The sequence below is a fragment of the Pseudomonas sp. H2_D02 genome, assembly GCF_054677635.1.
In genome coordinates this window covers 2,010,558-2,032,404 of the sequence record NZ_CP162816.1, presented here as the reverse complement: position 1 = coordinate 2,032,404, position 21,847 = coordinate 2,010,558, and the positions used below count along the sequence as shown (strand labels likewise).

The window sequence follows — 21,847 nt, the reverse complement described above, 5'->3', positions numbered from 1 at the left end:
GCCATCAGTGCAGCCCCTCCAGCCAGCCATCAAGATGCCTGAAGGCTTCGTTGAAGGTTCGATCGAGCTGCAAGGGCGTGATCGAGACATAGCCTTGCATCACGGCATGGAAGTCCGTGCCGGGCCCGCCATCTTCGGCGTCGCCGGCCGCGGCGATCCAGTAGCCAGCCTTGCCGCGCGGGTCGACGACATGCATCGGCTTGGCGGCGCGGGCACGGTGGCCCAGGCGAGTGAGCTGGATGCCACGAATGTGATCGAGCGGCAAGTTCGGAATGTTCACGTTCAGTACCGTGCGCGGCGGCAGGTCCAGTTCACCGTGGGCCTCTACCAGTTTGCGGGCAAAGTAGGCGGCGGTGGGCAAGTTGTCGACCTGCCGTGAAACAAACGAAAAGGCAAAGGACGTCTGGTTCAGGAAACGACCTTCCAAGGCTGCGGCGACCGTGCCTGAATACAGCACATCGTCGCCCAGGTTGGCCCCCAGATTTATACCTGAGACCACCATGTCCGGCTCGCGCTCCAACAGGCCGTTCAGGCCAAGGTGTACGCAATCGGTTGGCGTACCGTTGAGACTGATGAAGCCGTTGTCCAGATAGCACGGGTGCAGCGGACGGTCGAGCGTCAGCGAGCTGCTGGCGCCGCTTTTGTCCTGGTCCGGGGCGATCACCACGCACTCGGCAAAATCCGCCAGCGCAGCATAAAGCGCGGCAAGGCCGGGCGCTGTCACCCCGTCGTCGTTAGAAATCAGAATACGCATGGGCTGTCCGTCTGCCCCACCGGCACCAGATCGACGAGTTCGCGCACCAAGACAGTGGCGAAGCATCCGGCCGGCAGGACGAATTCCAGTTGCAGAATGTCAGGCTCGGGATAATGCCACGACAGCCCGCCAATGGGCAGTCGCAGGATGCGACGTTCGTGACTCATTCCCGCGTTTATCAACCAATCTCGAAGGTCAGCCTCGCCTTGGGCAATCGCCTGTTCCAGCTCGAAAATATCTCCGGCGGCGGGCGAAGGTCCCTCGCCCCACTGCGGTCCAGTGGGATGCAGGTCGAGAATCGCCAGGCGCGGATCGCTGCATTCGGCCTCCCCGGCCGGAAAGAAGCTACGGCTGTCGGTGAATGCCAGCAAGTCGCCTACCCGGGCTTGTTGCCAGGTACCGTCGGCCACCCGGGCCGCCAGCACTTTGTTGAACAGGAAGCTGCGCGCCGTCGACAACAGCCGCGAACGTACGTTGCGCTGTTCCGGCAAAGCCTTGCGTGCAGCCCAGGCGCGGGCATCGACCACGTTTCCGCCATCGTGGCCAAAGCGCTGGGCGCCGAAATAATTGGGGATCCCCTCTTGCACAATCTGCTGCAGACGCGCGTCGATGGCGTCCTTGTCGCCCTTGAACTGGGTCAGGCGCAAGGTAAAGCCGTTGGCCGAGTGTGCGCCGCGCTGCAGCTTGCGCCGGTGGCGAGCGGTCTTGAGGATTTTCAAGGTGTCGTTCTCTGCCGCCGACAAATCCGGATCAGCCTTGCCGGGCAATTGCACGCTGAACCACTGACGGGTCAGTGCCTGACGATCCTTGAGCCCGGCGTAGCTGACGGTACGCAGTGGCACGCCGGCGGCCTTGGCGATACGCCGGGCAGCCTCTTCGGTGTTCAAGCCACGTTTTTCCACCCAGATCCAGAGATGCTCGCCGTCGCCGGTCAACGGGATGTCGAGCACTTCATCGACCTGGAAATCCTCAGCGCTGGCCTTGAGTACCGCGCTGCCCAACGACTCACCATGGGCCCGTGGCCCCAACAGTTCCAATTCGGTCATGGGCGCAGCAACAAGGCAACGGAATGGACGGCAATACCTTCTTCGCGACCGACAAAGCCAAGCTTCTCGGTAGTGGTGGCTTTCACGTTCACTTGGTCCAGCTCAACTTGGAGATCCTCGGCAATCAACTGGCGCATCGCTTCGATGTGCGGAGCCATTTTGGGGGCTTGGGCAACAATGGTGTTATCGACGTTGCCGACTTTCCAGCCCTTGGCGTGGATCAACGAAACCACATGGCGCAGCAGCACGCGGCTGTCGGCACCCTTGAATTGCGGGTCGGTGTCGGGGAAGTGCTTGCCGATATCGCCCAAGGCAGCCGCGCCGAGCAGTGCGTCGCTCAAGGCGTGCAGCAGGACATCACCGTCAGAATGCGCGAGCAGCCCGAAGCCGTGTGCGATCCGCACGCCGCCCAGAGTAATGAAGTCGCCTTCAGTGAAACGGTGAACATCGTAGCCGTGGCCAATACGCATAAAAAAACGCCCCGATTTTTGTCAGGGCGTGATTCTACCTGCATTAGGCGTTTAGAGCGCGTGCATGATGTTGTAAGTGTTCACCGATGAAACTGGCGATGAAGAAATAGCTGTGGTCATAGCCCGGTTGCAGGCGCAGTTCCAATGGATGGCCGGCCGCTTTCGCCGCTTGCTGCAAGGCCTCGGGCTTGAGTTGGTTGGCGAGGAAGTCATCGCGATCGCCCTGGTCCACCAGCAGCGGCAGCTTTTCGCCCGCCTCGGCGATCAATGCGCACGCATCCCACTCGCGCCATTTCGAGCGATCTTCCCCAAGGTAGCGAGAAAACGCTTTCTGTCCCCATGGGCAATCCATCGGATTGTTGATCGGCGAAAAGGCCGACACCGAACGGTAACGCCCAGGGTTGCGCAAGGCGCACACAAGTGCGCCATGACCGCCCATGGAATGACCGCTGATGCCACGTTTATCCGAAGCCGGGAAATGCGCTTCGACCAATGTCGGCAATTCCTGCACGACGTAGTCATGCATCCGATAGTGCCGCGCCCAAGGATCCTGCGTGGCGTTCAGATAGAACCCCGCCCCCAGGCCGAAGTCCCACGCACCGTCCGGATCGCCCGGCACGTCGGCGCCACGGGGGCTGGTGTCGGGCGCGACGATGATCAGCCCCAGCTCGGCGGCCATGCGCTGGGCACCGGCCTTTTGCATGAAGTTCTCGTCGGTGCAGGTCAGCCCGGACAGCCAATACAGCACCGGAAGCTTGCCGCCCTGCTCGGCTTGCGGCGGCAGGTACACGGCAAACACCATGTCACAACCGAGCACTTCGGAACGGTGCCGGTAACGCTTATGCCAGCCGCCGAAGCTTTTCTGGCAAGAGATGTTTTCCAGACTCATGGGCAATACATCAGTTGCAAGCGGCAAGCTTTAAGCTGCAAGAGGGCGGTGAACCGACTTGCGGCTTATGGCTTGAAGCTTGCGGCTGCTCCTTAAAAATGAATGACGGTACGGATGCTCTTGCCTTCGTGCATCAGGTCGAACGCCTTGTTGATGTCTTCCAGGCCCATGGTGTGGGTGATGAAAGTGTCCAGCGGAATCTCGCCCTTTTCGGCCATGTCCACATAGCTCGGCAACTCAGTGCGACCGCGCACGCCGCCAAACGCCGAACCACGCCAGACGCGCCCGGTCACCAGTTGGAATGGACGGGTGGCAATCTCCTGGCCGGCCCCGGCCACGCCGATGATCACCGACTCGCCCCAGCCCTTGTGGCAGCACTCCAGCGCGGCACGCATCAACTGGACATTGCCGATGCATTCGAAGGAAAAGTCCACGCCGCCGTCCGTCATGTCGACGATGACTTCCTGGATCGGACGGTCGAAGTCTTTCGGGTTGACGCAATCAGTGGCGCCCAGTTGTTTGGCGATTTCGAATTTGGCCGGGTTGATGTCGATGGCGATGATGCGCGCGGCCTTGGCCTTCACGGCGCCAATCACGGCCGAAAGGCCGATGCCGCCCAGGCCGAAGATCGCCACAGTGTCACCCGGCTTGACCTTGGCGGTGTTCAGCACAGCGCCGATACCCGTGGTGACGCCACAACCCAGCAGGCAGACCTTTTCCAGCGGCGCTTCTTTTGGAATCTTCGCAACGGAGATTTCCGGCAGCACGGTGTACTCAGAGAACGTCGAGGTGCCCATGTAGTGGAAAATCGTCTCGCCCTTGTAGGAAAAGCGCGACGTACCGTCCGGCATCAAGCCTTTGCCCTGGGTGGCGCGAATAGCCTGGCAGAGGTTGGTCTTGCCCGACTTGCAGAATTTGCACTGGCCGCACTCCGGCGTGTACAGCGGAATCACATGGTCGCCCACCGCCACCGACGTCACGCCTTCGCCGATGGCCTCGACAATGGCGCCGCCTTCGTGGCCGAGGATCGACGGAAAAATCCCTTCCGGGTCGGCGCCCGACAGGGTGTAGGCATCGGTGTGGCAGACACCGGAAGCCACCACGCGCAACAGCACTTCGCCCGCCTTGGGCATGGCCACGTCGACCTCGACGATTTCCAGGGGTTTCTTGGCCTCGAAGGCAACGGCGGCGCGTGACTTGATCATCCGGATACTCCAGCAAATAAAAACGAGACAAGGAGTGTAATCCGCCACCAGACGATGAATAATCCGGCTAAAAGCAAAACATTATTGCCATACAGGGATAATCCTCCATGTCGGATAACCGCTGGGAAGGTATCGACGAGTTTGTGGCCGTGGCCGAATGCAGCCAATTCACCGCCGCCGCGGAACGGCTCGGGGTTTCGTCTTCCCATATCAGCCGACAAATCGTACGGCTTGAAGAGCGTCTACAGACACGACTGCTCTATCGCAGCACCCGCCGTGTGACGTTGACCGAAGCCGGGCAAACCTTTTTGCAGCACTGCCAGCGCCTCCAGGATGGACGCGAGGAAGCACTGCGGGCCGTCGGCGACCTGACCAGCGAGCCCAAGGGCATGCTGCGCATGACCTGTGCCGTGGCTTACGGCGAACGGTTTATCGTGCCGTTGGTGACGCGATTCATGGGCCTGTATCCGCAATTGCGGGTGGACATAGAATTGAGCAATCGCCAGTTGGACCTCGTCCACGAAGGCCTGGACCTGGCGATTCGCCTCGGCCGCCTGCAGGACTCACGCTTGGTCGCCGCACGCCTGGCACCGCGACGCATGTACCTTTGCGCTTCGCCCTCCTACCTGGAACGTTATGGTCGCCCCCACAGCTTGTCGGAACTGAGCCGCCACAACTGCCTGATCGGCAGTTCCGACATGTGGCAACTGGAGCAGAACGGGCGGGAATTTTCCCAGCGAGTACAGGGAAACTGGCGTTGTAACAGTGGGCAAGCGGTACTTGATGCAGCGCTTCAAGGCGTGGGTTTGTGCCAGTTGCCGGACTATTACGTGCTGGAGCATTTGAACAGCGGTGCGTTGATTTCGCTGCTGGAGGCTCATCAGCCACCGAATACGGCGGTGTGGGCGTTGTACCCGCAGCAACGGCATCTGTCGCCGAAAGTGCGCAAGTTGGTGGATTATTTGAAGGGGGCTTGGCTGAGCGGCCTGAATATCGGGGGTGACAGTGGTTTTTTTGTTGTCCGGGATGACGCCATCGCGAGCAAGCTCGCTCCCACAGTGGACCGGTGTGAACACACATCCATCACTCGACGATAACCCTGTGGGAGCGAGCTTGCTCGCGATGGCGCCGGCCCAGACAATGACGATCCAACGAGGAAACAGATCCAGCTTAACGCCGATTCGCCCACCGCTGGCGCAACCACTCCAGATCTTCTGGCCGGGTCACCTTGATGTTATCCGCCCGCCCTTCGATCAACCGAGGCGCCTGCCCCGCCCATTCCATGGCGGACGCTTCGTCGGTAATCACTGCATCCGCCACCAGGCTGTCGGCCAGGGCTCGATGCAAGGCGCCGAGGCGGAACATTTGTGGCGTGTAGGCTTGCCAGACCACGCTGCGATCGACCGTTTCCAGCACGCGGCCATGCTTGTCGACGCGCTTGAGGGTATCGCGCGCCAGGCACACCCAGCAGGCCGCCGACCGGATCGTTCGCCAGCTCATGGAGCAAGTTATCAAGATCGTCCCGGGCCAGGTTCGGCCGCGCGGCGTCGTGTACCAGCACCCAATCGAAATCGTCGGCGCCCTGCTCGTGAAGGTGCAGCAACGCATTGAGCACCGAACCCGAACGCTGCTCACCGCCATCCACACGCTGGATACGCGGATCGCTGGCACAGGCCAGTGTCGGCCAATAGGGATCGTCAGATGCCACGCTGACCACCACGCCCTTGACGGTCGGATGATCGAGGAAACAGCCAAGGCTGTGTTCGAGAATTGTGCGTCCGCCCAGTTGCAAGTATTGCTTGGGTCGGTCCGCGGCCATACGGGCACCTACGCCCGCGGCAGGAATCACGGCCCAAAAGGCCGGTAAACGAATGCTCATTGGGCCAGTTGATAGAGGGTTTCGCCCTCTTTCACCATGCCCAATTCATGGCGAGCCCGCTCTTCGACGGTCTCCATGCCTTTCTTCAGTTCCATCACTTCCGCGTCCATCACCCGGTTACGCTCCAGCAATGCCTCGTTTTCGGCGTGCTGGTCGGCAATTTGCTGAGTCAACTCGGCCACCTGCGCCAAGCTGCCATTACCCACCCAAAGGCGGTACTGCAGGCCGGCCAGCAACAAGAGCAAGACGAGAAACAACCAATTGGGACTGCGCATCGAATATCAGGTATCCAGTGAAAAAAGACCGCCATGCCAAACTTTGAAGCGTCTGATAGCACGAAGCCTGGAAGATCCAGGCTTGTGCTTGATAAGGCATCAGATTAGAGGCAAAACCGCCACCTTGGCGACCTTTGCGACGCAATCCGCTGTCTTTTTATCATTTACAGCTTAACCGCGAAACTCGGCGCGACCGTTGTACTTGGCCTTACCGTTCAACTGCTCTTCGATGCGCAGCAGTTGGTTGTACTTGGAAACGCGGTCGGAGCGGCACAGCGAACCGGTCTTGATCTGGCCCGCCGCGGTGCCCACGGCCAGGTCGGCAATGGTCGAGTCTTCGGTTTCACCCGAGCGGTGGGAGATCACGGCGGTGTAACCGGCGGCCTTGGCCATCTGGATGGCTTCCAGGGTTTCGGTCAGGGTGCCGATCTGGTTGAACTTGATCAGGATCGAGTTGGCGATCTTCTTGTCGATGCCTTCTTTCAGGATCTTGGTGTTGGTCACGAACAGGTCGTCGCCCACCAGCTGGGTTTTCTCGCCGATCTTGTCGGTGAGGATTTTCCAGCCCGCCCAGTCGGACTCGTCCAGGCCGTCTTCGATGGAGATGATCGGGTAGCGTTCGGTCAAGCCCTTGAGGTAATCGGCGAAACCTTCGGCGGTGAACACCTGGCCTTCGCCAGACAGGTTGTATTTGCCGTCTTCGAAGAACTCACTGGCGGCGCAGTCCAGAGCCAGGGTCACGTCGGTGCCCAGCTTGTAGCCAGCGTTGGCCACGGCTTCGGAGATCACTTTCAGTGCATCTTCGTTGGACGCCAGGTTCGGTGCGAAACCGCCTTCGTCGCCAACGGCGGTGCTCAGGCCACGGGCCTTCAGCACGGCCTTGAGGTGATGGAAAATCTCGGTGCCCATGCGCAAGCCTTCGGAGAAGGTCTTGGCACCCACCGGCTGCACCATGAATTCCTGGATGTCGACGTTGTTATCGGCATGCTCGCCGCCGTTGATGATATTCATCATCGGTACCGGCATCGAGTACACGCCCGGCGTACCGTTGAGGTTGGCGATGTGGGCGTACAGCGGCAGGTCCTGGTCCTGGGCAGCGGCCTTGGCAGCGGCCAGGGACACGGCGAGGATCGCGTTGGCGCCCAGGGTGGCTTTGTTTTCGGTACCGTCGAGCTTGATCATGGCGTGATCGAGGGCTTTCTGGTCGGCAGGGTCCTTGCCCAGCAACAGGTCACGGATCGGACCGTTGATGTTGGCGACGGCCTTCAGCACGCCCTTGCCCAGGTAACGGCTCTTGTCGCCATCACGCAGCTCCAGCGCTTCGCGCGAGCCAGTGGAAGCACCGGACGGCGCACAGGCGCTGCCGATGATGCCGTTGTCGAGAAGCACGTCCGCTTCGACAGTGGGGTTGCCACGGGAGTCGAGAACTTCACGACCTTTGATGTCGACGATTTTTGCCATTGTTGTAAACACTCCAAAGTTGACGAAAACGACGCAGCGAGAGGAAATCTTTTATCGTCGGCGGGATAGAGCAGCGGGCAGGCTTGCCGACGACAACGCCCGGCCCGCAGGCCAGAGCGTTTATCGAGCGGTACTTTACCGGAGAAAATCGCGTTACGCGGTTTCTATCGTCGGAAAACCCTTGACCAGTTCATCCAGCGACTTGAGCTGAGACAGGAAAGGTTCCAGCTTGTTCAAGCGCAAGGCACAAGGGCCGTCGCACTTGGCGTTGTCAGGGTCAGGGTGGGCTTCAAGGAACAGGCCAGCCAGGGACTGGCTCATGCCGGCCTTGGCCAGGTCGGTGACCTGGGCGCGACGACCACCCGCGGAATCGGAGCGACCGCCAGGCATTTGCAGCGCGTGGGTCACGTCGAAGAACACCGGGTACTCGAACTGCTTCATGATGCCGAAACCGAGCATGTCCACCACGAGGTTGTTGTAGCCGAAGCTCGAACCCCGCTCGCAGAGGATCAACTGGTCGTTGCCGGCCTCTTCGCACTTGCTCAGGATGTGTTTCATTTCCTGGGGTGCGAGGAACTGGGCTTTCTTGATGTTGATCACGGCGCCAGTCTTGGCCATCGCGACCACCAGGTCGGTCTGGCGCGACAGGAAGGCCGGCAACTGGATGATGTCGCAGACCTCGGCGACCACCGCGGCCTGGTCAGGCTCGTGGACGTCGGTGATGATCGGCACGCCGAAGGCTTGCTTGATGTCCTGGAAAATCCGCATCCCCTCTTCCAGGCCCGGACCACGGTAGGAAGTCACCGACGAACGGTTGGCCTTGTCGAAGCTGGCCTTGAAGACGTATGGAATACCCAGTTTCTGGGTAACCTTCACATACTCCTCGCAGACCTGCATCGCCATGTCGCGGCTTTCCAGCACGTTCATGCCGCCAAACAGCACCATGGGTTTGTCGTTGGCAATCTCGATGTCGCCAACGCGGATGATCTTCTGGGCCATCGTCTTATGCCTTTTTCTGGTGTTGAGCCAAAGCGGCTTTCACGAAACCACTGAACAGCGGGTGACCGTCGCGCGGTGTCGAAGTGAACTCCGGGTGGAACTGGCAGGCGACGAACCATGGATGGTCCGCAGCCTCGACCACTTCAACCAGTGCACCGTCACCGGAACGACCGGAAATCTTCAGGCCGGCTTCGATCAGTTGTGGCAGCAGGTTGTTGTTCACTTCGTAGCGGTGGCGATGACGCTCGACGATCACGTCCTTGGCGTAGCAATCGTGCACCTTGGAGCCGGCTTCGAGCAGGCATTCCTGCGCGCCGAGGCGCATGGTGCCGCCCAGGTCCGAGCTTTCGGTACGCACTTCGACGGCGCCGGTGGCATCTTCCCACTCGGTGATCAGGCCCACGACCGGGTGGCCACTGGCACGATCGAATTCGGTGGAGTTGGCGTCTTTCCAGCCCATCACGTTACGGGCGAACTCGATGACCGCCACTTGCATCCCGAGGCAGATGCCCAGGTACGGCACCTTGTTCTCGCGGGCGTATTGCACGGCGGTGATCTTGCCTTCCACGCCGCGCAGGCCAAAGCCGCCCGGTACGAGGATCGCATCGGCGCCTTCGAGCAGGCCGGTGCCCTGGTTCTCGATGTCTTCGGAGTCGATGTAGCGCAGGTTGACCTTGGTGCGGTTGCTGATGCCGGCATGACTCATCGCTTCGATCAGCGACTTGTAGGCGTCCAGCAGCTCCATGTACTTGCCGACCATGGCGATGGTGACTTCGTGCTCTGGATTGAGCTTGGCATCGACCACGGCGTCCCACTCGGACAGGTCGGCGCTGGCGCATTGCAGGCCGAAGCGCTCGACAACGAAGTCATCGAGGCCCTGGGAGTGCAGGATGCCCGGGATCTTGTAGATGGTGTCGGCGTCTTCCAGGCCGATGACCGCACGTTCTTCCACGTTGGTGAACTGGGCGATCTTGCGACGCGAGGAGATGTCGATCGGGTGATCGGAGCGGCAGATCAGCACGTCCGGCTGCAGGCCGATGGAACGCAGTTCCTTGACCGAGTGCTGGGTTGGCTTGGTCTTGGTTTCGCCGGCGGTGGCGATGTACGGCACCAGGGTCAGGTGCATCAGCATCGCGCGCTTGGCACCGATTTCGAAACGCAACTGGCGGATGGCTTCAAGGAACGGCTGGGACTCGATGTCGCCCACAGTGCCGCCGATCTCGACCATCGCCACGTCCGCGTCGCCGGCACCCTTGATGATGCGGCGCTTGATTTCGTCGGTGATGTGCGGGATGACCTGGATGGTTGCGCCAAGGTAGTCACCACGACGCTCTTTGCGCAGGACGTGCTCGTAGACACGGCCGGTGGTGAAGTTGTTGTTCTGGGTCATGGTCGTGCGGATGAACCGCTCGTAGTGGCCCAGGTCCAGGTCGGTCTCGGCGCCGTCGTGGGTGACGAACACTTCACCGTGCTGGAACGGGCTCATGGTGCCCGGGTCGACGTTGATGTACGGGTCCAGCTTGAGCATGGTGACCTTAAGTCCCCGCGCCTCCAGGATGGCCGCCAATGAAGCCGAGGCAATGCCTTTCCCCAATGAAGAAACAACACCGCCCGTGACGAATATGTAGCGCGTCATGAAAAACCCTAGAAGTCTGCGTTAAAGCGGTCCGAGCCGCCGGGGAAAGCGAAGGAAGGCCGAAGCCCCCGATCACCTGCATTAATCACAGTGCACCTTTCAAAAAAACCGCCGCGTCGGGACAGACCGGAGGTGAAATCACCGGTACGTTGTTCGCTACACATTTTTTGGAATCGCCCAGCAAAGACTGCTTGGTAATCGGCAACTCCTGCAATTCAGGCGAATCCACAGAAGTTGTATCAAGAAGGGAGCGTAGTCTACCGGAAAGCCCCTTTCAGCTCAAACCCAGATCTTGGCTTTCATGGCTGCCAGATCAGTTGCCAACTGCCATCAGTCCCCCGATCGAATCCCTGAAGGCTGGCCAACCCCAGCAATTGCTCGCCCCGATACAGGAGCGGCAAACGGCCACGTACGAACGCCGGCACGCCGTTTTCGTTGAGCAAACGCTTGAGATCCCGGTGCCCGCGCCCCGGCAATTCCATGATTTCACCGCCCTGGCGATAGCGGATGCAAAGCGCTCCCGAGGGGGCTGCGCCAAGAAGAATTACCCGACCATTACCCGGCAGCAACAATGGCCGATCGACCTCAGGCCATTCAATCGGACCCGAGACCGGCTGTCGCCAATGGTCGGATAACCACCAGATGCGTCCGCCGGTCCGGTGCAATTCTCCGTCCGCCAGGCGCCAGACCGGATGGCCATCGCCCCTGGCGTCACGCAACGAGTCCCAGCCCACCCAATGATCACTGTCGGGAAGCTTAGTCACCGGTGCCAGCCAATGACTCAATGCGTTGCGCTGGCGGGCCGCAGACAAAGCGCGCAAGGGCGCCAGCTCAAGGGACCGCAACCCGAGCCAGTCGAACGCGCTGGCGCTCATGGCACACTCCAGATCGATCTGCGCCAACTCGTCCAGCAAGCCTTGCGCCTCGCTCAGGTGCGCGGCGCTGCGGGCGAGGGTCGTGGATGCCTGGGGCCACTGTTCGGCCAAGACCGGAAAGACCCGTTGGCGCAGGAAATTGCGGGCGTAACGATGGTCATCGTTGGAAGGGTCCTCGACCCAGCTCAAGCCATGCCGGCTGGCATAGGCCTCCAACTCCACGCGGGATACATCGAGCAATGGTCGCAGCAAATGTCCCCGGCCCAGTGGTCGCTGCCTCGGCATCGCCGCGAGGCCTCGCGCGCCCGCCCCACGCAGCAAACGAAACAGCAGGGTCTCGGCTTGATCGTCCCGGTGCTGGGCGGTGAGCAGCATTTGGTTCTCCAGTGTCGCGGCTATGAACGCCGCGTACCGCGCCTCCCGGGCGGCGCGCTCGACACTGGCGCCTGGCCGGACCTCAACGCTGACCACTTCAAGCGGCACCCCAAGGGCCTCGCAGACCCTGCGACAATGTTCCGGCCACGCCTCGGCCACGACCTGGAGACCATGATGGATATGGATGGCGCTGAGCGGTGGCAGGGCTTGGTTTTTGGCCAGGGAAACGAGCAGGTGCAGCAGGACGGTGGAATCGAGGCCACCGGAGAAGGCGATGCGCCAGTGGGCGGCGTTGCGCCAGGGAGATAGCTGTGTGAGGAGCCGGGTTGGCAGATCAATCCTGGGCTGATTCATGGAAACTTGCCTTCACACCAATCAAATGTGGGAGCGAGCTTGCTCGCGATGGCGGTGTATCAGTCAACTTATCGGTTGAATGTTAAACCGCCATCGCGAGCAAGCTCGCTCCCACACAGGGTACAACGCTTGGATCAGAGGCCGTAGCTCATCAACCGCTCATAACGACGGGCCAGCAACGCGTCGTTGTCGAACTTCTTGAGCATCGACAGCTGCGAACTCAGCTCCGCGCGAATCAGCGCAGCGGCCGCAGCCGGGTCACGGTGGGCGCCGCCCACTGGCTCGTTGATCACTTTATCAACGATGCCCAGGCCTTTGAGGCGCTCGGCGGTGATGCCCATGGCTTCGGCGGCATCCGGCGCCTTCTCGGCGGTTTTCCAGAGGATCGAGGCGCAGCCTTCCGGCGAGATCACCGCGTAGGTGGAGTATTGCAGCATGTTCAACTGATCGCAGACACCGATGGCCAACGCACCGCCCGAACCGCCTTCGCCGATCACGGTGGCGATGATCGGGGTTTTCAGGCGAGCCATCACGCGCAGGTTCCAGGCGATCGCTTCGCTCTGGTTGCGCTCTTCGGCGTCGATGCCTGGGTAAGCGCCCGGGGTGTCGATGAAGGTCAGGATCGGCATCTTGAAGCGTTCGGCCATTTCCATCAGGCGGCAGGCCTTGCGGTAGCCTTCCGGACGCGGCATGCCGAAGTTGCGACGCACCTTCTCGCGCACTTCGCGGCCCTTCTGGTGACCGATCACCATCACTGGCTGGTCGTCCAGGCGGGCAACGCCGCCGACGATCGCGGCGTCGTCGGAGAAGTGACGGTCGCCGTGCAGCTCATCGAACTCAGTAAAGATGTGGTCGATGTAGTCCAGGGTATAGGGACGACGCGGGTGACGCGCCAGACGCGCGATCTGCCAGCTGGTCAGCTTGCCGAAGATGTCTTCGGTCAGCGTGCGGCTCTTGTCCTGCAGCCGAGAGATTTCATCGCCGATATTCAGCGAATTGTCGTTACCGACCAAGCGCAACTCTTCGATCTTGGCTTGAAGGTCGGCGATCGGCTGTTCGAAATCTAGAAAATTCGGGTTCATAGGCGTCCGTCTTGGGTCGACGTCCAAGAGAGCTTGGGCCGGCCGGTTGTCTATTCGCGCCCTACCTTAAGGGAGAGGCGCGTTCAGGTCGAGATTAAAAATTCGAGTCGAGGTCAGGGGCGCTCCGGATACGGAAGTGGCCCCTGGCCGTCAACGGTATTGGAGGAAGACGTTGTCTTTGCCGAACTGGTCACGCAAGGCTTGAATCAACGCATCCGCCGGATCGATCCGCCAACCTTCGCCGAACTGCAGCACGGCCTTGGCGTCGGGTCGCACATACTCCATCGTGATCGGGCAAGCACCGCGATGGCGCTTGAACAACTCGCCCAGCCAGCGTAGCTGATCGCCTTTCAGATCCTGGGTTTGCAACTTCAGGCGCAGGCTCTCGGCCAGGTTGGTACGGGCATCCTCCATGCTCATCACCCGCTTGACCCGCAGCCGCAGGCCACCGGAGAAGTCATCGTTACTGACCTCGCCTTCCACCACCACCATCGCGTCGGTCTGCAACAACGACTGCGCGGAATGGAACGCATCGGCGAACAACGACGCCTCGATACGCCCGGAGCGGTCGTCGAGGGTGATGAAGCCCATCTTGTCGCCCTTTTTGTTCTTCATTACCCGCAGGGCGATGATCATGCCGGCGACCGTTTGCGTGTCGCGAGCCGGCTTCAGGTCGATGATGCGCTGGCGGGCGAAGCGGCGGATCTCGCCTTCGTATTCGTCGATCGGGTGACCGGTCAGGTACAGGCCCAAGGTGTCTTTCTCTCCCTTGAGGCGCTCCTTGAGGGTCAGTTCCTTGGCCTTGCGATGGTTGCCATAGACGTCGGCGTCCTCCTCGACGAACAGCCCGCCAAACAAGTCGGCGTGGCCGCTGTCATGGGTGCGGGCGGTCTGTTCGGCGGCCTTGATCGCTTCTTCCATCGCCGCCAGCAACACCGCGCGATTGCGATCGATGTTGGCCTGGTAGGCCTTCGGCTCATCGTGGAAGTAAGGCCCCAGGCGGTCCAGCGCGCCGCTGCGGATCAAACCGTCGAGGGTGCGCTTGTTGATGCGCTTGAGGTCAACCCGCGCGCAGAAATCGAACAGATCCTTGAATGGCCCGTCCTGGCGCGCTTCGGTGATGGCTTCCACCGGCCCCTCGCCCACGCCCTTGATGGCGCCGAGGCCATAGATGATGCGGCCTTCCTCGTTCACCGTGAACTTGAACTCCGATGCGTTCACGTCCGGTGCGTCGAGGCGCAGCTTCATGGTCCGCACTTCTTCGATCAAGGTCACGACCTTGTCGGTGTTGTGCATGTCCGCGGACAGTACCGCCGCCATGAACGGCGCCGGGTAGTGTGCCTTCAACCATGCGGTCTGGTACGAGACCAGGCCATAGGCGGCGGAGTGGGATTTGTTGAAGCCGTAGCCGGCGAACTTTTCCACCAGGTCGAAAATGTTGCCCGCCAGGTCCGCATCGATGCCGTTGTTCGCGCAACCTTCGATGAAGCCACCGCGCTGCTTGGCCATCTCCTCGGGTTTTTTCTTACCCATGGCTCGACGCAGCATGTCCGCGCCACCGAGGGTGTAGCCGGCCATCACCTGGGCAATCTGCATCACCTGTTCCTGATACAGGATGATGCCGTAGGTCGGTGCCAATACCGGCTTCAAGCCTTCGTACTGGTAGTCGGGGTGCGGGTACGCCAGCTCGGCGCGACCGTGCTTGCGGTTGATGAAGTCATCCACCATGCCCGATTGCAGCGGGCCCGGACGGAACAGGGCCACCAGTGCGATCAAGTCTTCCAGGCAGTCGGGCTTGAGCTTCTTGATCAGCTCCTTCATGCCTCGGGATTCAAGCTGGAACACCGCGGTGGTTTCGGCTTTCTGCAACAGGCTGTAGGTCGGCTTGTCGTCCAGCGGAATAAAGGCAATGTCCAGCGGCTCTTCGCCGACCTTGGCCCGGTCGCGGTTGATGGTTTTCAGCGCCCAGTCGATGATGGTCAGGGTCCGCAAGCCGAGGAAGTCGAACTTCACCAGGCCCGCCGCCTCGACGTCATCCTTGTCGAACTGGGTGACCAGGCCGTCGCCCTCTTCATCGCAATAGATCGGCGAGAAGTCAGTCAGCTTGGTCGGCGCGATCACCACACCACCGGCGTGCTTGCCGACGTTACGCACCACGCCTTCGAGCTTGCGGGCCATCTCCCAGATTTCCGCAGCTTCCTCATCGACCTTGATGAAGTCCCGCAGGATTTCTTCCTGCTCGTAGGCTTTTTCCAGGGTCATGCCGACTTCGAACGGGATCATCTTCGACAGGCGATCCGCCAGACCGTAGGACTTGCCCTGCACCCGCGCCACGTCGCGCACCACAGCCTTGGCAGCCATGGAACCGAAGGTAATGATCTGGCTCACCGCGTTGCGGCCGTATTTCTCGGCCACGTAGTCGATCACCCGGTCGCGGCCGTCCATGCAGAAGTCGACGTCGAAGTCGGGCATGGAAACCCGTTCCGGGTTGAGGAAACGTTCGAACAGCAGGTCATATTCCAGCGGGTCGAGGTCGGTGATCTTCTGCACGTAGGCCACCAGCGAACCGGCACCCGACCCCCGGCCAGGGCCAACGGGCACGCCGTTGCTCTTGGCCCACTGGATAAAGTCCATCACGATCAGGAAGTAACCGGGGAACCCCATCTGGATGATGATATCCAGCTCGAAATTCAACCGATCGACATAGACCTGGCGCTTGGCTTCGTAATCTTCAGTGGTGTCCTTGGGCAGCAGGACGCTCAGGCGTTCTTCGAGGCCGTCGAACGAGACCTTGCGGAAATATTCATCGATGGTCATCCCATCGGGAATCGGGAAGTTGGGCAGGAAGTGCTTGCCCAGCTTCACTTCGATGTTGCAACGCTTGGCGATCTCGACGGTGTTTTCCAGCGCTTCGGGCAAGTCGCTGAACAGCTCCGCCATTTCCTCGGCGCTCTTGAGATATTGCTGGTCGCTGTAGTTTTTCGGCCGACGGGGGTCGTCGAGGGCCCGGCCCTCACCGATGCAGACGCGGGTTTCGTGGGCCTCGAAATCTTCCTGCTTGATGAACCGCACGTCGTTGGTCGCCACCAGCGGCGCACCGAGCTTGTCGGCGAGGGCTACGGCGGCGTGCAGGTGTTCTTCGTCATTGGGACGGTTGGTGCGCTGCACTTCGATGTAGAAGCGATCCGGGAACACGGCCATCCAGTCGCGGGCCAGTTGTTCGGCTTCTTCGACATTGCCGCTGAGCAGGGCCTGGCCGATTTCACCCTCCTTGGCCGCCGACAGCATGATCAGCCCTTCGCTGGCCTCGGCCACCCACTCGCGCTCGATGATGATCGAGCCATTGCGCTGGCCGTCGATAAAGCCGCGGGAAATCAGCTCGGTGAGGTTGCGGTAGCCCAAGGCGTTCATCACCAGCAGGCTGATTCGGCTCAGCGGCGCGTCCGGGTCCTTGTTCGCCAGCCACAGGTCGGCGCCGCAGATCGGCTTGATCCCTGCGCCCATGGCGTTCTTGTAGAACTTGACCAGCGAACACATGTTGTTCTGGTCGGTAACGGCCACGGCAGGCATGTTCATGCCCACCAGCGTCTTGACCAGGGGCTTGATCCGCACCAGACCGTCGACCAGGGAGTATTCAGTGTGCAGGCGTAGATGAACGAATGAAGCCGGCATAGTGATCCTGCGTTAAGTCATGAAAACAACAAGGCCCGGATTGTACCGGGCCTTGGGTAAAACATCAGCCAGCAACCCATTCTCTTGAGGATTGAACCCGTGGCGAGGGAGCTTGCTCCCGCTGGGCTGCGCGGCAGCCCCCTTCTTATGGGCGCTTCGCACCCAAGCGGGAGCAAGCTCCCTCGCCACGATGAATCAGGTGAACCCCTCGCTCACGATCACCCCATCCCGAGCTTCATAAGCCAGCCTAACCGGGGCAAACGATCGCCGATGAATCGGCGTCGGGCCAAGGCGCGCCAAGGCTTCCAGGTGGACGGGGGTCGGATAACCCTTGTGGCTGCCGATGCCATAGCCCGGATAGATCAGCTCGAACGCGGCCATTTCCCGATCACGACTGACCTTGGCCAGGATCGAAGCCGCCGCGATGGCCGGCACTTTGCCGTCGCCCTGGATGACCGCTTCGGCGCGCATCGACAGTTTCGGGCAACGATTGCCGTCGATCATCGCCAGCTTCGGCGTGATATGCAGCCCCTGCACCGCACGCTGCATGGCGAGCATGGTGGCGTGCAGGATATTGAGCTCATCGATTTCTTCGACTTCGGCCCGGGCGATGCACCAGCTCAGGGCCTTTTCGCAGATTTCGTCGTAGAGCTTCTCGCGACGGGCCTCGGTGAGCTTCTTGGAATCATCCAGACCCAGGATCGGCCGGTTCGGATCAAGGATCACCGCCGCCGTCACCACCGCACCGCACAAAGGCCCACGCCCGACTTCATCGACACCGGCAACGAGTTCTTCGACTTCAGCGACCAGGTTGAAGTCCAGGCCCATCTGTAGCTTTACGTTGCTCATGGTTTTGCGCCAATCAGGGTCAGTACCGCGTCAGCCGCCTGGTTGGAGGCATCGCGACGCAGGGTACGGTGAATTTCGTCAAAACCCCGGGTCTGTTCCTCGCCGCCGTCGATCAAGGGCGACAGCGTGGTGGCCAGCGCCTCGGCGGTCGCGTCGTCTTGCAGCAGCTCAGGGACCAGCAAGCGCTGGGCCAGGAGATTGGGCAAGGAAACGTAAGGGCTCTTGACCATGCGCTTGAGAATCCAGAACGTCAGCGGCGCCAGGCGATAGGCGACTACCATTGGGCGTTTGTACAACAACGCTTCAAGGGTAGCAGTGCCTGACGCAATCAACACCGCATCACAAGCGGCCAGTGCTTGATGGGATTGGCCGTCGAGCAAGGTAACCGGCAAATCGCGCCCGGCCAGCAACGCTTCGAGCTGGACTCGCCGCTGCGGACTGGCACACGGCAGAACAAAACGTACACCGGGCCGCATCGCCCGCAGGCGTTCAGCGGCGTCGAAGAACAAGCCGCCCAGGCGACTGACCTCGCCACCGCGACTGCCGGGCATCAATGCCACCAGCGGCCCTGCAGGCAGGTTCAACGCCTGGCGCGCCGCCGCGCGGTCCGCCTCCAGGGGAATGGTATCGGCCAGGGTGTGTCCGACAAACCGCACCGGCACGCCTTTTTCTTCGTAGAAACGGGCTTCGAACGGCAGCAGCGTCAGCATCAGGTCGCAACCTTCGCGGATCTTCAACACGCGTTTCTGCCGCCAGGCCCAGACCGACGGGCTGACGTAATGCACGGTCTTGATACCCGCCTGGCGCAATTTGAGTTCGATATTGAGGGTGAAATCCGGCGCATCGATACCGATGAAGACGTCCGGTTTTTCTTCGATCAGCGTCTGGATCAGCTTCTTGCGCCGGGCCAGCAGCTCCCGCAAGCGACCGAGCACTTCCACCAGGCCCATGACTGACAGGCGCTCCATGGGGAAGTAGGACTCCAGCCCTTCGGCCTGCATCAATGGCCCACCAACCCCGATGAATTCGACTGCGGGATGCTGCGCCTTGAGCGCACGCATCAGACCGGCACCCAGAATGTCACCGGAAGCCTCTCCCGCCACCAGCGCGATACGCAGACTAGCCATGGTCAGCGCGTGATGCCGCGAGTCGACGACTGGATGGAATCACGGAATATCGCGACTTCCGGGAACTGCGTCGAGGCTTCGGCCAGCTCGGCCAGCGCCTGCTCGACCGTCAGGCCCTGGCGATAGACAACCTTGTAGGCGCGGCGCAGCGCCGTAATCGCCTCTTCGCTGAAACCACGACGACGCATGCCCTCGAAGTTCATGCTGCGGGCTTCGGCCGGGTTACCGAACACGGTGACGTATGCGGGAACGTCCTTGCCGATGGCCGTGCCCATGCCGGAGAAGCTATGGGCACCGATATGGCAATACTGGTGGACCAGGGTGAAGCCGGACAGGATCGCCCAGTCATCCACGTGCACATGGCCGGCCAACGCAGTGTTGTTGACCAAGATGCAATGGTTGCCGATGACGCTGTCGTGGCCGATGTGGGCATAGGCCATGATCAGGTTATGGTCGCCCAGTGTCGTTTCGGAACGGTCCTGGACGGTGCCACGGTGAATCGTCACGCCTTCGCGGATCACGTTGTGATCGCCGATGACCAGGCGGGTTTCTTCACCTTTGTATTTCAGATCGGGCGTGTCCTCGCCTACCGATGAAAACTGGTAGATGCGATTGTGCCGGCCGATTCGGGTCGGCCCCTTGAGAATTACGTGGGGGCCGATCACCGTGCCCTCGCCGATTTCCACACCTGCGCCGATGATCGACCAAGGGCCAACCTCGACATCGGCGGCCAGCACGGCCGACGGATCGATGATTGCGCGAGGGTCAATCAAACTCATAGTTTGCGTTCCGCGCAGATGATTTCAGCGGAGCAGACCGGCTTGCCATCGACCGAGGCCTGGCATTCGAACTTCCAGATCTGGCGCTTGCAACTGATGAACTTGGCCTCGAGGATCAATTGATCGCCCGGGGTCACTGGCTGGCGAAAGCGCAGCTTGTCGGAGCCGACGAAGTAGTAGAGCGTGCCATCGGCAGGCTTCACGTCGAGCATTTTGAAACCAAGGATCCCGGCAGCCTGAGCCATCGCTTCGATGATCAACACGCCCGGCATGATTGGATGCGCGGGGAAGTGGCCATTGAAGAACGGTTCGTTGATGCTGACATTCTTGTAGGCGCGAATGCGCTTGCCTTCAACATCCAGGTCCACGACCCGATCCACCAGCAGGAACGGGTAACGGTGAGGCAGGTATTCGCGAATCTCGTTGATGTCCATCATTTCGGGGGGAAGCCTATGTAAAGATTGGGAGCGCACGAGTGACGCGCACTCCGCTAGCAAATCAAGATGCCCTAACGGCTGTGCACACTTGATATGGAAATGGTATCAGCCATCTGATGAAGCATTACCGCCAGGGGTCACGTCCCCTACACGCTTTTCCACCTGCTTGAGGCGCCGCGCGATGTCGTCGAGCTGGCGGATACGCGCCGCGCTCTTGCGCCATTCGGCTGCCGGCTGCATGGCCGTACCGGATGAATAGGCGCCCGGCTCGGTAATCGAGTGGGTGACCATGGTCATGCCGGTCAGGAAAACGTTGTCACAGATTTCGATGTGACCTACCAGCCCTACGCCACCGGCCAGCATGCAATGCCTGCCGATCTTGGTACTGCCGGAAATGCCCACGCAAGCGGCCATGGCGGTATGGTCACCGACCTGGACGTTGTGGGCGATCTGGATCTGGTTGTCGAGCTTGACGCCGTTACCGATGACGGTGTCGGCCAGCGCACCACGGTCGATCGCGGTATTGACGCCAATCTCCACATCATCGCCAACGGTCACGCCACCGATCTGGGCGATCTTCTGCCAGACGCCTTTCTCGTTGGCAAAACCAAATCCTTCACCACCGAGCACCGCGCCAGACTGAATCACCACACGCTTGCCGATGCGCACGTCGTGATACAGGGTGACACGCGGAGCCAGCCAGCCGCCCTCGCCGATCTCGCTGCGCGCGCCGACAAAGCAGTGGGCGCCCAGCGTCACGCCAGCGCCAATCCGGGCCGCGCTTTCGATGACGACAAAAGGCCCTACGCTGGCCGTGGGGTCAACGATCGCATCCGCCGCGATTACCGCACTGGGATGAATGCCCGCAGGCGATTTGGGCTTGGGGTCGAAAAGATGGGAAATCCGCGCATACGCCAGGTAAGGATCGGCCACGATCAGCGCATCGCCAGCAAACCCTTCGGCATCACCGGCCTTCAGCAACAGCGCTGCGGCCCGGCTGTCTGCCAGGTATTTGCGGTATTGGGGATTTGCCAGAAAGCTCAACTGAGCTGGGCCAGCCTCTTGCAAAGTGGCTAGCCCAGTAATTGCCCTCTCCGGGTCGCCACGCAGGGTGGCGCCGAGGAACTCAGCCAGTTGGCCGAGCTTGATAGTCGCTGTCATGGATTACTTCAGCTGGTTCATGCGCTCGATGACCTGGCGCGTGATGTCGTATTGAGGTTTGACATCGATCACTGCGCCGCGCTCGAACACCAGGTCGAAACCACCTTTCTTGATGACTTCTTCAACGGCGCTGTCGAGTTTCGGCTTGAGCTGCTTGAGCATTTCACGGTCAGCCACGGCTTTCGCTTCGTTCAGTTCCTTGGATTGGAACTGGAAGTCGCGGGCCTTCTGCTTGAATTCCAGCTCAAGACGCTCGCGCTCGCCCTGGGCCATCTTGTCGCCACCGGCGACTAGACGGTCCTGGATACCCTTGGCGCTGCTTTCCAGGCCCTTGAGCTTGGTCAGTTGCGGGCCGAATTTCTTCTCCGCGTCCACGGCATATTTCTTCGCCGCATCGGATTCCAGCAGGGCCATCTGATAATTCAGCACGGCGATCTTCATGTCGGCAAAAGCCGGACCTGCGACCAGTACGGTCGCCAGGAGAACCAATTGAGTCAACTTACGCACGATGTACTCCTACAA

The 21,847-nt window shown here is 60.9% G+C and carries 17 protein-coding genes and 3 pseudogenes; 1 reads left to right on the top strand and 19 read right to left on the bottom strand.

Features of this window, described 5'->3' with window-relative positions; all coding sequences use genetic code 11:
• Nucleotides 1-4: 4 nt before the first annotated feature.
• From surE to AB4N42_RS09350, 5 genes are all read right to left on the bottom strand, one after another.
• A complete protein-coding gene (gene surE, locus AB4N42_RS09370) occupies nt 5-754 on the bottom strand; it encodes a 5'/3'-nucleotidase SurE (protein ID WP_030139467.1) in 750 nt (249 codons plus the stop codon).
• The gene (gene truD, locus AB4N42_RS09365) at nt 742-1,800 is read right to left on the bottom strand and encodes a tRNA pseudouridine(13) synthase TruD (protein WP_030139468.1); all 1,059 of its coding nucleotides are present in this window, start codon (nt 1,798-1,800) and stop codon (nt 742-744) included. The genes surE and truD overlap by 13 nt, the downstream gene beginning before the upstream one ends.
• Entirely contained in the window at nt 1,797-2,270 is a 474-nt protein-coding gene (ispF, locus tag AB4N42_RS09360) for a 2-C-methyl-D-erythritol 2,4-cyclodiphosphate synthase (RefSeq protein ID WP_030139469.1), read from the bottom strand. The genes truD and ispF overlap by 4 nt, the downstream gene beginning before the upstream one ends.
• 43 nt (nt 2,271-2,313) lie before the next feature.
• Entirely contained in the window at nt 2,314-3,165 is an 852-nt protein-coding gene (gene fghA, locus AB4N42_RS09355; RefSeq protein WP_334598814.1) for an S-formylglutathione hydrolase, read from the bottom strand.
• A gap of 86 nt (nt 3,166-3,251) precedes the next feature.
• On the bottom strand, nt 3,252-4,364 hold the full coding sequence (locus tag AB4N42_RS09350) for an S-(hydroxymethyl)glutathione dehydrogenase/class III alcohol dehydrogenase (RefSeq protein WP_030139471.1): 1,113 nt from the start codon (nt 4,362-4,364) through the stop codon (nt 3,252-3,254).
• A 107-nt stretch (nt 4,365-4,471) separates the two neighbouring features.
• On the opposite strand from AB4N42_RS09350, the pseudogene AB4N42_RS09345 reads away from it, so the two are divergent.
• Nucleotides 4,472-5,367: pseudogene (locus AB4N42_RS09345) on the top strand (LysR family transcriptional regulator).
• 167 nt (nt 5,368-5,534) lie between these two features.
• On the opposite strand, the pseudogene ispD reads toward AB4N42_RS09345, so the two are convergent.
• From ispD to AB4N42_RS09275, 14 genes and pseudogenes are all read right to left on the bottom strand, one after another.
• Nucleotides 5,535-6,243, bottom strand: a pseudogene (gene ispD, locus AB4N42_RS09340) (2-C-methyl-D-erythritol 4-phosphate cytidylyltransferase).
• The gene (gene ftsB / locus AB4N42_RS09335; protein WP_030139474.1) at nt 6,240-6,518 is read right to left on the bottom strand and encodes a cell division protein FtsB; all 279 of its coding nucleotides are present in this window, start codon (nt 6,516-6,518) and stop codon (nt 6,240-6,242) included. Before ftsB ends, ispD begins: the two are co-directional and overlap by 4 nt.
• A 171-nt stretch (nt 6,519-6,689) precedes the next feature.
• The gene (gene eno, locus AB4N42_RS09330) at nt 6,690-7,979 is read right to left on the bottom strand and encodes a phosphopyruvate hydratase (RefSeq protein ID WP_030139475.1); all 1,290 of its coding nucleotides are present in this window, start codon (nt 7,977-7,979) and stop codon (nt 6,690-6,692) included.
• Nucleotides 7,980-8,132: 153 nt separating this feature from the next.
• On the bottom strand, nt 8,133-8,978 hold the full coding sequence (gene kdsA / locus AB4N42_RS09325) for a 3-deoxy-8-phosphooctulonate synthase (protein ID WP_030139476.1): 846 nt from the start codon (nt 8,976-8,978) through the stop codon (nt 8,133-8,135).
• A gap of 4 nt (nt 8,979-8,982) precedes the next feature.
• Nucleotides 8,983-10,614, bottom strand: a complete 1,632-nt coding sequence (locus AB4N42_RS09320) for a CTP synthase (protein WP_030139477.1) — start codon at nt 10,612-10,614, stop codon at nt 8,983-8,985.
• Between the two features lie 274 nt (nt 10,615-10,888).
• A pseudogene (gene tilS, locus AB4N42_RS09315) lies at nt 10,889-12,218 on the bottom strand (tRNA lysidine(34) synthetase TilS).
• A 134-nt stretch (nt 12,219-12,352) separates the two neighbouring features.
• Nucleotides 12,353-13,300 (bottom strand): acetyl-CoA carboxylase carboxyltransferase subunit alpha, encoded by a 948-nt coding sequence (locus AB4N42_RS09310; RefSeq protein ID WP_024779026.1) that lies wholly within the window; start codon nt 13,298-13,300, stop codon nt 12,353-12,355.
• A gap of 150 nt (nt 13,301-13,450) precedes the next feature.
• Nucleotides 13,451-16,972 (bottom strand): DNA polymerase III subunit alpha, encoded by a 3,522-nt coding sequence (gene dnaE / locus AB4N42_RS09305; protein ID WP_258648205.1) that lies wholly within the window; start codon nt 16,970-16,972, stop codon nt 13,451-13,453.
• Nucleotides 16,973-17,167: 195 nt separating this feature from the next.
• Nucleotides 17,168-17,821, bottom strand: coding sequence for a ribonuclease HII (gene rnhB / locus AB4N42_RS09300; RefSeq protein ID WP_217860234.1), 654 nt, complete (start codon nt 17,819-17,821; stop codon nt 17,168-17,170).
• The gene (gene lpxB / locus AB4N42_RS09295) at nt 17,818-18,948 is read right to left on the bottom strand and encodes a lipid-A-disaccharide synthase (protein ID WP_334598247.1); all 1,131 of its coding nucleotides are present in this window, start codon (nt 18,946-18,948) and stop codon (nt 17,818-17,820) included. The genes rnhB and lpxB overlap by 4 nt, the downstream gene beginning before the upstream one ends.
• A 2-nt stretch (nt 18,949-18,950) precedes the next feature.
• Nucleotides 18,951-19,727, bottom strand: coding sequence for an acyl-ACP--UDP-N-acetylglucosamine O-acyltransferase (gene lpxA / locus AB4N42_RS09290; RefSeq protein ID WP_030139482.1), 777 nt, complete (start codon nt 19,725-19,727; stop codon nt 18,951-18,953).
• Nucleotides 19,724-20,164, bottom strand: coding sequence for a 3-hydroxyacyl-ACP dehydratase FabZ (gene fabZ / locus AB4N42_RS09285; RefSeq protein ID WP_003184897.1), 441 nt, complete (start codon nt 20,162-20,164; stop codon nt 19,724-19,726). The genes lpxA and fabZ overlap by 4 nt, the downstream gene beginning before the upstream one ends.
• Nucleotides 20,165-20,269: 105 nt before the next feature.
• Complete coding sequence (gene lpxD, locus AB4N42_RS09280; RefSeq protein WP_217860235.1) at nt 20,270-21,325, bottom strand: UDP-3-O-(3-hydroxymyristoyl)glucosamine N-acyltransferase; 1,056 nt, start codon at nt 21,323-21,325, stop codon at nt 20,270-20,272.
• Between the two features lie 3 nt (nt 21,326-21,328).
• Nucleotides 21,329-21,832, bottom strand: coding sequence for an OmpH/Skp family outer membrane protein (locus tag AB4N42_RS09275; protein ID WP_003184901.1), 504 nt, complete (start codon nt 21,830-21,832; stop codon nt 21,329-21,331).
• Nucleotides 21,833-21,847: the final 15 nt, after the last annotated feature.